The following is a 10,719-nucleotide window of genomic DNA, read 5'->3' as shown; positions in this document are numbered from 1 at the left end:
TTAACTTTCTCTTGTGAATAATATTTACACGATAGTAATTTCGTTATTGTGAAGCCTTTCTTAATAGTGTATTTACACGATTAAATTGTGTAGGTTAAAATAAGGCAATTATTACATAAATCAGGCTCTCTCGACTTGATGTTGAATATACAGGTGATATATAATGTATATATGTTGTATATATTCAGTAATACAAGGGGGAGGCTATTTCATGGCAGGGATGATTTCATTCAGGTTAGGAAGCGAATATTTAGAGCGTCTTGATGCATTGACATTAAGACTCGGGGTAAACAGAGCACAACTTATTCGTAATCTTTTGTCGGGAGATTCTATATTAATCGATATGATAACCCTAAAAGCTAAGACCCTCAACCAAGTAACACTGGATGAAGCTATTGCACATAGCAACAAGAATTTCGAAAGTCAACCTGATTTAATCACAGTCAGATTGGATAGTCAGTTAGTACAACGCTTTGATGAATTATCGAAAAGTCTCGGGATTAATAGGGTTCAACTCCTACGAAATTTATTATCTGGAGATTCAACATTGGTTGATGCTATTGCCATGAAGTCTAAGGTTCTAGGTCAGTGCAACGAGAAGTCAAATGCTAATAAGCAAGCAAGAGCAGAGGAGACAGCAAAATCACAGTTTGGTGTCCCGCCTTCTTCCACTCCTATAGAAGATGCGAGAAATGAACATATTAGTAAGCAAAGCAACATTGTGCAGGGCGGGGATGAGAACTTCCAGGAGGAAATCAAGCCACTTTCTGTGCTTCAAGAGGTCGCTGAACAGCCCTCAGCAAAGTCAAAACGTGGCAGAAAGAAGAGTGAGCCGTATAACAAAGACGATGTACATTTAGATGCTAGACGGCTAATTATTGATTACCTCAACCTAAAGACTAACAAGAACTTTAAATATACTACAAAAGAATCAATTGCTTCTCTAAATAGGATGTTGGATGAAGGTCGCTCAGTCGATGATTTTAAAAGGATTATCGACAACATGGTTGCCGTATGGATTGATAATCCAACAATGAACGTTCATCTTAATCCTGTGACCTTATTTAGGCCGTCTCACTTTGAAAATTATCTTTACAACAATGGAGCAAATCTTCAGGCTGAAGGTTCTAAAAAGACTCGCGGTTCAAATACTTCAAAATCCAAAACTGATGACAAGTACGAAAAATTTTACCTTTAATCTTTAATCTAGACTTTTCAAATGTATGCAGGAAATCAAATGCCATATAGAGAATAATGGGTTGTGTAAAATTTTAAAAATGGAGGAATCTGTTATGAAACAAATTGTGTTACCTATTGGAGAGTGTGTTAAGCCCACTGAATGTTGTTGCAACCAATATAGCTGTGCTACCTGTACAAACTTTGTAACTACATAAGTCTTTCTCTGTTGATGAGATTATTAATTTTACGGGGCATAAATCTCTAGAAGAGTTGCAAAAATAATTCGCGGCCATAATCTCTGTTTACACTATGAGATTATGGCTTTTTTATGCGAATAATAATAGGGTCTTTATCGAAAACTTGGTGTAACTTAGGATGGATAACAGGATTGCCAGCCGAGTTTACCTCCTGAACAACTAATTGAAAAAAACAAAACAAGAAGCTGAAAAAGCCAGGAAAATAATTGAAAAACTTAAAAAAGGAAAGGAGGATAACAATGGGTAAAATCATTCATCTACGTAGCCGACTACGGATGCAAGCGACCCCCGTGGTAAAGGGCGAATTTGCCCAAGAAATATTAAGCGAGATTCAAAAGAGACCCTCTCCAGAGGCAAAGAAACGGCTTAGAAAGGCAAGAGAACTTCTACGAAAACTCCAAAAATAAAGTTGTCCCTCAAATCACGTAAATATGAAAAGCATATATCGTTTCATGGATGAAATGAAAGAATTCAACAGAGGCAATTAACTACGTTATTTGGTAAAGGTAATATGAGTAGAGCTTAGGTTTGTTCTCAACCATTGGCGTGACTGGGCAAGTTTCGCCTGCGAATGACTTTAATCATACTGGCAATTATCAGAGTAATTATAATTTAATTTGCGACGCTATATCAAAAAATGTTAACATATATTTATTTATTCTTATGTCTCCCATATTAATAATTATGAATTATTATTTACCGTTCCTTAGAATGCACCTCTAAATTTCAACTATATTTCGATTGTTTCAGGAAGTCCATACAATTTATGTGGGCAAATATTTTTTATCTCAATAGGTATTTCATTATTATATCGTCCCCTTAAAGACATTCCACCATCAATTAAATCAGCCCAAGATTCTTTTGAACTGTATGTATTTATCAATAAAGTTGCTTCAATTCTTTCTCTTTTTCGCCTGTCAGCAATTTCGGTGATGAATATTCTATAGGCAATTAATTCCTTTTCAATAAGTTCTAATATAACATCTTCATACTCCAAGAATTGTTGCTGGTGTTCTTTTGCATATTGCCAACCATGCCATAATTCTTTTCTTACTCCATTTTTGGCAGATTCAACATCAAGCACAGTATAATTCCCTTTATTATATTCACGTGTATGTTCACGAAATCGCCTTTTCATTGAGCTTGTTACACCAACAGAGCGTAAAATATAACCATCTTTGTACTCGAATGTAAAAAAATAAACTCCTGCAATATCTGGGATAGGCTTGAGTTTATTAACTTGCTCATACCCAATCCAAGAGAATGGACCTTGCCATATTATATCTTCTGTTTTAACCAAAGAAGCATCTGTTAATCTATCAAAACTCCAAAAGTGAGGTAGTGTTTTTTTCACGTTTTTTACCTTCCATTTTAACAACATTAACATTTATTTAAATATGAAAGCTTAAACATTAGAAATATGTCGATAATCAACTCTTAAAAGCAATTGATTATCGACATTTACTGTTTCGCATTTTTCTTCGAATGCGTCACAGTTAAAAATAACTGGAAGTAAATCATAGAAAAAAATTAGGATTCGGGAACTTTAACTATTTCGCTACGTATAAAGGAAGTACAAGTTTCACAATGGAAATTTCTAACCTCTACGTTTTCATTTTTTCCACTGGAATTAATAATTTCAGTTTTAGAAGTAGTAATAACCATGTTTTTAACGGAACCACACCGAGGACATAATTCACTTGCCATTTATGCATCCTCCCATTTTTACTTCATTTAAAAATTAATTTCTTCTGTCGGAATTAGTTTAGCAAACCACTTAGAATAAATATATGTTAAATAATTAATCAAATCCTCTGCTTTAAATAATTCACTATTAAAGGTGCTATGTGCATCGGATGCCAATATAACTTTATAACCTAAGCTATAAGCTTCCCTAATAGTTGTATCGATACAAAATTCTGTTTGAAAGCCAGCAACGATTAAATTTTCGATTTCATTTTCTTGTAAAATATTATGTAAATTTGTCTGGTAGAACGAATTTGGTGTTTTCTTCTGAATAATTATATCATCTTCTTTTGGAGTAATATTGGAGTGAATATTTCCCATTTCAGTACCATCGATTTGTATTCCAATTGAGTTTCCGAATAAATGTTGTATATAGATGATTTTCATATTCGATTCTCTTGCCTTATTATGCAAAAGTGTAATATTTCTTAGAACTTCTTCACTTTTATAAAGACCAAATTCTTTGTTAAAAAAACCGTTTTGAACATCAATCAATAAAAGGGCGGTATTTTGAGACATTGGGAAACCTCCTTTATAATATGATAGGCTAATACATTTTCCATATTATCACAAACCAAATTATACCACACTCCTTGGGTTTTTATCTAACTTTAAAATTGTATTGCTTATACAGCGAGCATTGCGGTTGCTAATTCCTACTCCTTATTCCACGAATACCCTTATTTGCATTATCCTATTTTGAGGAAGGTAATTCTAAACAGGCTTTCGGTGAAGTTGCTAAAATAATCTAGAATACTAGCTCCCGCTCAGGAACAATGGCTCAATTTGCTAAACCTATTATGTTATTTAACTATTTGAAACTTTGGATTGTCGATTACTAATTGTAAATCAACTCCGAGATTACTCGCATAAATGTACATCTCTTGCATCATGGCTCTCAAAGCACTTGATTTCTCTTTTTCCGTTTCCAAATCTATTCGAAGAGTTTCCTTTTTTCTTTTCTCATCTTGCAACAATGCCTGAAGCCTCTCGATAGTAGATTTTGCTTTCTCAAGTTCCTTTTCGATTTTTTCGGGATTCTGCCGAATAACTACCTTCCGCACATAAGGTCCAACGCCCTCCTTCTTTAACACATCAACTATGTGTTTCTTATCAAGAAGTGCTCTGGAAATTTCGCAATCAGGCATTTGCATAGACCATTCAACTATTTTAGGAAGTGTAATTTGAGCCTCAGAATAACCCTCATCCCTTAATTGTTGAATTACTGCCTGAACCTTATTGATAGAAGCTAATCGTTTTTCTTCTTGTCTATTTAATAATCCGTCATTTAGCTGTCTCTTCTGCACATGCGTTCGCCTCCATCTCCAACGCAGTGTGGATTTTCTTTACTATGGCTCTATGAATGGCAAGGTTGTATTCGGCATTCTCATCAGTAAACCCGCGTTTTTTAGCTGACTCAACCTTAGCCGACCAGTATTCAGTCATTTCCTCCCAGTAATCTAGGTCTTCGACTTTAGGGACAAAATACTCACACGCCATACATTCAAAAATCCCACTCTTACAAGTTGTTATATCGGTACAGATACCTAAACGCAGTTTATATGCTCGTGGATTTTTCAGCAACCGTTGTTCCGTCTCTTTATCCAGATTCATAATTCTACCCCGAAACATAACTGCGGGTAGCTTTTCATTTTCGTTTTCATTTGTAGGGCGTGACGCTTCATTTACCTTCTTTTGTAACTCTATTTGCTTTTCTTTACTAGGATGAAAATATGCCCATCTTGGCATCTGGTCACCTTTATGCCCAGTCATATCACGTATTTCTATAATATTAAAACCATCCTCAATACGGTCGGTAATTCCATTATGACGAAATTGATGAGAGGTAACTTTATATGGTTTACCATCTCTATCTTTAATATTAAATCTTTCACAATATCTTTTTAAAAAATAAGTTATAGATTCCGCGTTAACCTCAACAGGAGTCTTAAGGATAATGTACTTCTCTTCTCCTCGTTTCTTCGCCCAACTATCAATACTGATTTTACCCACTTTGAATAGAATTTTTTGATTATCAGGAAATTCTGTCTGATATCGAGAAGTAAGTTCTTGTTGTTGCTTGATTAAGTCTAAAAGATATTGAATGATGCCCTCGCCTTTCAGATAAATCATCCTAGGTTCTGATTCAAAATAACCCCCATTTTGCTTCCATGTAGGAATTGTCAAGACCTTTCTATTGCTACCAAGTGGTTTAATACAATCATACAACATAGATGCTACTTCACAACCACGCGATGGTATGAGTCTTAAAAGCCAGTATATTAGTCGGTGAGTGACTGGAATGTTATGATTTCGATAGAATATGATATCTAATTGGTCAGCTACTTCATCAGGAATATATTTATCATCATTCCTTTGGTCCTTCAATCCCCGTTTCCAAGGGTTTTTAGTTTGGTTTATTGGCATGGCATCTGGTAATTCTGGCCAGCTTATCATAGCTTCAAAGAATTTGCCTGTAGCCGACCAAACTTGTTGTTTCGTAGCTTTTGCTTTTTCTTGATTCTGTAGAAACAATTTAAAATTATTGATTATTATTCCATTGATTAACCTGAGTTCAATATCAGCACAATGCTCGTGTAAGTAATTAAAAAAAGTCCCTAATGCCGATAATCGTGTAGTCATCGTATCGGCTTGAATCCGCTTATCGTTAATCGCGTAATACTTTACTATCTCACGATATTTTTCAGGAATCTGATTGAAATACCAGGTAACATCAAAAATGCTATACCCTGACGCTTTCTTTTTCTTATCACAAACCCATTTGTTTGCGGAAAAATCGATTGATGTCCCATAATCTTCAAGCTGACTTAATAAATTAGCCCTTAACTCCTCATCATACTCCTTTAACATTGAAACATTTGCTTTCGACACACCTATCTCCCTCTCCGAAACGTTCTATTATTTTATCAATTACGCTTTGATAATGTTCTAACAGATATATTTCCGCTTGAAACTCTCTGAATTCATGATAATCGGTGATTCCATCCCGTTTGTAATTTTCAACCAAATCATTGACGTATTGCTGTTGATTTTCTTTTAATTCAAGCCACTTAGGTAATTTCTGCGGCCCAGTAGAGAGCTTTTCACATCGAGCACAGTCAATACGACCCGTGCGTTTGGAACATGGCCCATCTGAGTAATGTTTTGCACACGAGCCTAATTCTCGCTCTCTATAACCAAGGCAGAAGTCAACATACAAACGCCTTCGTTCTTCCTCCGAAAATCTTTTAAGTACTTCGGGTTCAATGACCGCTTGAAACTTCTTCCGAAAGAACTCCGCATTCATATCCGCGAGATTCATTTTCCGAACTTGATTATAATAAATGTTAGTTGTATTTTCTTGTAGATGCCCTAAATACTCAGTTACCTCCGCAGGGTCGGCTCCATTAGTAACAAGCTCCACAGCTAAATACTTCCTACATTGTTTACTTGTGAATTCCCACAGTTGCCCATCAACTCTTAAATCATGTTTTATAATTAGGTTATTGATAGCAAAGCAAAAAGCATTGCTGTCGCATATAGTAACTCTATAACCTAAATCGGTAATAAATATCTCTTTTAATCCCCAAATTAGGCGGGTATCTTTTGTCTCTTCCATTTGAACTTCGATTTCATAAGCAACCTGTTTATCAACTACTATCGTATGGTAATCACCAAGCCCTCGGTCTCGCCTTGCTTGAAGGACTTTCCAAGGTATATAACGCAACTTAAAAAATTCCTTATCATCACCTAATGGTTCTAAACAGTCTTCCTCAAGCATAACTGCTTCTTTAAATCTCATGCCTGTATTGAGCATAATTATCAACAATCGTTGAAATGGTAGATGCAGTTCATTTATATGATTCTCAAAGCCCTGGATTATTTCTTCGGGAATAACCTCTGTATTTTTCGCCATGTTTCCCAGATTATGAAATGTGATGTATGAAAAATAGTTCTTTTTAGGAGCAACGGTTTTGATGCTTGTGGCATTTTCCATGACATAATTTACAAGTAGCTTACAATCAGAAATGCAGTTGGCTATCGTGGCAACGGAAATGCGTTTGTTCTCGCCTTTTACTTTTTTTGCTTCGACTTGGAGGTGGTTAAGTAAAGACTCAACCTGAAACTGTTTTATTTCGGCTAAGTATTTTACCTTGGGATATTTAGTGAAATATGACATTGCTCTAACGATATAAGGTAAATGCTTATAAACATTTATATAGTCATCACGGTGTTTAAGCCTTTCCCTAAAATAATGTTTCACTTCGTTTTTAATGCCAGGTTGTTCAATCTTTGAGAAATCGAATATCGTAAAATAGGTACTACTACCACGGACACTATAAAGCTTCCAAATATCTTCTCGAAAATTGATATGTTTGTTCTGTTCAATAAACACCACTTGTTGCTTCTGATATTCGGAAGTAATTACTTTATCCAGTAGACTTTTAAATTCTGTATCCCATTGTAAATTTTGTACGCCCGTACCAAATATACTCTTTACAATCTTATCACGATTTATTATTTCATAATTACTTGTTAAACTTTGTGCAAAGTAATGAAAGTATGATTCTAGCTCTTTAGAAAAAAAACGAATACTTATTTGCATAATTGTCCAAGTTAAACACCTATGCCTTATTTCTTGAAAAGACCGTTTTGACATAAGTATTTCTTTTATCTCGCCTATACTCTGTACAATATCCTCTGGTTGAGTTGCATATGGCAAGCTTAGGTTTTCATCGTTTATCTCCCATAGCCCATAAGTTCTAAATGAACCTTTCAATCCTTTGAATCGAATGTAGTACGTACTTATCCTCCACTCTTTTTCGCTTTCGATGAACTCTTTATAAACCTCCATGACAATTTCATGGAAAATATCATCACGTATTTTTTTTACAAAATTAACCCCAAAGGACAATTGTATAAGACGTTCATAATTCAAAATGTAATTAGCTTCTGCCAATGTGCGTTCCATGCTTACTTTGAGATATTGTTTTAACAATTCAGGAAATAAACGGGAAGAAATTGTTTGAATTGCTCTAGTATGATATCGAATATGTAAATCCACCATAGGTTGAACATTGATAAGCTTAAGCTTAATTTGTTCTATTGCGTCGATAAGCTCACGAGATGATTTAACTCCTATGGTAGCTCTTATGAACTCTCCGTTAACATCCCATTTAGACCCATATTGATTGTTGATTTCGATTAACTTAACATTATAACCCGAGATTTTCTCGGAATGATAAATTTTGATTTTGTCATTATTGATTAACGCTTGATATACTCTAAACTCAAATCCTCCACAAAATAAGAGACGATTATCTCCAAAGATATAAAGTTTTGCCTCGCCTAGACTACTAATATCGTTTTGAGTAATTAGCCGATTTAAATACCTTTCTAAAAGATTGGGAAATACCTTAAAAGCTATTGTTTCTATTACATATTGTGAATGTTCAATCAGAAAATGTTGAAGAGGAAGACATTCGAAAAGTGAATTCTCCACCTCTTTGATTACGGAAGTTATACTGGATATTGAATTTTTACCATTCTTATAGTTCTTGCTAGGTAATAAAAATTCTATACCATTGTAACTCCACAAATCGTGGTCATATAAAGTAGATTCATAGGGTCCAGAAACCTGAAATGAATTATTCACAATTCATTTCACCACATCCCGATACTATTTCAGGGAGGATTGAGGAAACAAAGTATTGAACGCTAGAGAGTTCAATAGTCTTTAATTTCTCTAAAATTATATAATACTTTTCTACGAACGGGGATTTATTATGGAGCCTTATCTCACCAATACATTCCATTAATGCATCAATATGGTCCGAAGCCTTTAGAATCTGCCCTTCTAACGACTCGTCTTTCCCATCGAATAAAATCTCTCGATAGATTTTTTTATAAGGTTCCTCCATATTGCAAAAAAGGTTTTCTTCGGCAATTTCTTTTTCGATAACGCTTACCATATTACGCATCTCATTACTCTTGTGTTTTACTGTACTGATAATGTCTCCTGTTATCGCCTCAACCACATCATGATTCAGAAGCTTTTTGAACAATTTACCCCAGTCTAGGGTATTACCATTTTCCTCTTCAATAAGAGCCAACATCTGCCCAATTTGGGTCACGAAAAATGAATGTTCACTAACAGTCGTCCTCGAATGCATAAACTCGGTTGCCCAACGACCCATATTATTTAATTTGCGAACTTCCAATAAGTATTTATCCAGACCCTTACTTAAGCTCATTTTAGCTCCTCCTAAGTATTATTCGACGCTCACTTATTCTCTTGGAAATGGCTTTCATTTCATCAATGTCCAGCATTTTAAGATATGGCTTTGCTGATGCCATACTAGACCATCCCATGGTTTGAATAAAATACTCATCGGTAACTCCTGGAACACCCAATCTCTTCATTTTAGCTATTTCAGCGGCCCTAGTGGACCTTCCAGCATGAGTTATTACTTTTTCAGCATCCATACCAGCTCTTTCCGCACAACCTTTAAGTATTTCTCTAAAGTTGTGGTAGTGTACTGGTTGACCTTTGTACTTGCCTTTTTTATTGAGAAATAGATAGTCGCAGACACCCACCTGTGATTCAATTTCGTTACGGTCTGTAAGACAGTATTTTTTTATAAGGATATCTAAATCTTCATCAACCGCTAAATGTCTTGTAAATGTTTTTGACTCAGAAACAAAAACGACCTTATTCTCCCAATCATAATGTTCATATTTCATGGTTAAAACTTCTGTAATACGACAACCTAATCTGACACTTATTAAAAAAATAACTTGGTCTCTTAAGGACTTAAAATTAGTAGCAAGGGCTTCTATTTCTTTTTCTGAATACCACTTTCGATAAGACCTTTTGGCTTTAAATCTCCACATTTTCCGACCAGAAGAGCGACCCTTATTTCCAACCTTCTTCATCTCGCCACTATCAAGGTAAAGACAAATTTGACCGTAGTAAAAACTTTGATTTGAACGAGATTTTTGTGGAACCAAAATTTCTTTTTCTAGATTTAATTCATTGATTAAAAACTTATAGAACTCGTTAATAACTGATTTGTATGATTTTTGCGTAATTTTAGTTATCTGCCCAACCGTGGAACCACTATATGTAATCTCCATAAGAAAACCTTTTACATCTCGTTCGCTTGCTTTTGTATAATTTTTCCCAAGTCTATCAAGATATTCGAGGTATTTCTTTAGGTTATAAGCATACCTCTTTGCTGTATTGGGGTTATCATATTCCATTAAAAACTTATTTACTTGAAGCACAGGAAACCCATTTAAGGAAACACCCCATGTATCAAGAAATGCTTCAACTTCAAATCTGCCCACGCTATCTCGCCTCTTTTTTCTAACCAACTAAACTAACAACATAAAGAAGCTATAATAATAAATAATAGCTTCTTTATGTTGTTTCCTGTATTTTTATTTTACACGATAGAATAGCCTTTATCAATAGGGTATAGACTATCTATTTTAATAGTATATATTTGTATAGTATATAGATTACTCAGATAAC

Annotated in this window: 10 protein-coding genes; 2 read left to right on the top strand and 8 right to left on the bottom strand. The window is 34.8% G+C overall.

Annotation, left to right across the window (positions count from 1 at the left end):
- Positions 1-211: 211 nt before the first annotated feature.
- On the top strand, positions 212-1,198 hold the full coding sequence (locus tag DSOL_RS24535; RefSeq protein WP_075367357.1) for a conserved phage C-terminal domain-containing protein: 987 nt from the start codon (positions 212-214) through the stop codon (positions 1,196-1,198).
- A 477-nt stretch (positions 1,199-1,675) separates the two neighbouring features.
- Positions 1,676-1,843: a hypothetical protein gene (locus DSOL_RS28255; protein WP_170871613.1), complete on the top strand. Its 168-nt coding sequence runs from the start codon at positions 1,676-1,678 to the stop codon at positions 1,841-1,843.
- A gap of 323 nt (positions 1,844-2,166) precedes the next feature.
- Here DSOL_RS28255 and DSOL_RS24525 read toward each other — a convergent pair whose 3' ends face one another.
- The 8 genes from DSOL_RS24525 to DSOL_RS24495 form a co-directional block, all read right to left on the bottom strand.
- A complete protein-coding gene (locus tag DSOL_RS24525) occupies positions 2,167-2,790 on the bottom strand; it encodes a hypothetical protein (protein WP_083643018.1) in 624 nt (207 codons plus the stop codon).
- Positions 2,791-2,966: 176 nt separating this feature from the next.
- The gene (locus tag DSOL_RS28250; RefSeq protein ID WP_170871612.1) at positions 2,967-3,143 is read right to left on the bottom strand and encodes a hypothetical protein; all 177 of its coding nucleotides are present in this window, start codon (positions 3,141-3,143) and stop codon (positions 2,967-2,969) included.
- 27 nt (positions 3,144-3,170) lie between these two features.
- Entirely contained in the window at positions 3,171-3,701 is a 531-nt protein-coding gene (locus DSOL_RS24520) for a cysteine hydrolase family protein (protein ID WP_075367355.1), read from the bottom strand.
- A gap of 284 nt (positions 3,702-3,985) precedes the next feature.
- Positions 3,986-4,489: a hypothetical protein gene (locus DSOL_RS24515; protein ID WP_075367354.1), complete on the bottom strand. Its 504-nt coding sequence runs from the start codon at positions 4,487-4,489 to the stop codon at positions 3,986-3,988.
- Entirely contained in the window at positions 4,467-6,074 is a 1,608-nt protein-coding gene (locus DSOL_RS24510; RefSeq protein WP_075367353.1) for a site-specific integrase, read from the bottom strand. The genes DSOL_RS24515 and DSOL_RS24510 overlap by 23 nt, the downstream gene beginning before the upstream one ends.
- Positions 6,037-8,838 carry a tyrosine-type recombinase/integrase gene (locus DSOL_RS24505; protein ID WP_075367352.1) on the bottom strand — a complete coding sequence of 934 codons (2,802 nt, stop codon included), beginning with the start codon at positions 8,836-8,838 and terminating at the stop codon, positions 6,037-6,039. Before DSOL_RS24505 ends, DSOL_RS24510 begins: the two co-directional genes overlap by 38 nt.
- Positions 8,831-9,436 carry an HD domain-containing protein gene (locus DSOL_RS24500; protein ID WP_075367351.1) on the bottom strand — a complete coding sequence of 202 codons (606 nt, stop codon included), beginning with the start codon at positions 9,434-9,436 and terminating at the stop codon, positions 8,831-8,833. The genes DSOL_RS24505 and DSOL_RS24500 overlap by 8 nt, the downstream gene beginning before the upstream one ends.
- A gap of 1 nt (position 9,437) precedes the next feature.
- The gene (locus DSOL_RS24495; RefSeq protein ID WP_075367350.1) at positions 9,438-10,532 is read right to left on the bottom strand and encodes a tyrosine-type recombinase/integrase; all 1,095 of its coding nucleotides are present in this window, start codon (positions 10,530-10,532) and stop codon (positions 9,438-9,440) included.
- Between the last annotated feature and the right edge of the window lie 187 nt (positions 10,533-10,719).

This window comes from Desulfosporosinus metallidurans, from assembly GCF_001936615.1.
GTDB lineage: Bacteria > Bacillota > Desulfitobacteriia > Desulfitobacteriales > Desulfitobacteriaceae > Desulfosporosinus > Desulfosporosinus metallidurans.
Note: the sequence above shows the minus strand (reverse complement) of the source record. Positions and strands in the feature narration are given on the sequence as shown.

Bases quoted from the DNA above. Each gene is read 5' to 3' on its own strand.
- DSOL_RS24535 (WP_075367357.1), top strand. From the start codon at position 212: ATGGCAGGGATGATTTCATTCAGGTTAGGAAGCGAATATTTAGAGCGT.
- DSOL_RS28255 (WP_170871613.1), top strand. From the start codon at position 1,676: ATGGGTAAAATCATTCATCTACGTAGCCGACTACGGATGCAAGCGACC.
- DSOL_RS28250 (WP_170871612.1), bottom strand. From the start codon at position 3,143: ATGGCAAGTGAATTATGTCCTCGGTGTGGTTCCGTTAAAAACATGGTT.
- DSOL_RS24520 (WP_075367355.1), bottom strand. From the start codon at position 3,701: ATGTCTCAAAATACCGCCCTTTTATTGATTGATGTTCAAAACGGTTTT.
- DSOL_RS24500 (WP_075367351.1), bottom strand. From the start codon at position 9,436: ATGAGCTTAAGTAAGGGTCTGGATAAATACTTATTGGAAGTTCGCAAA.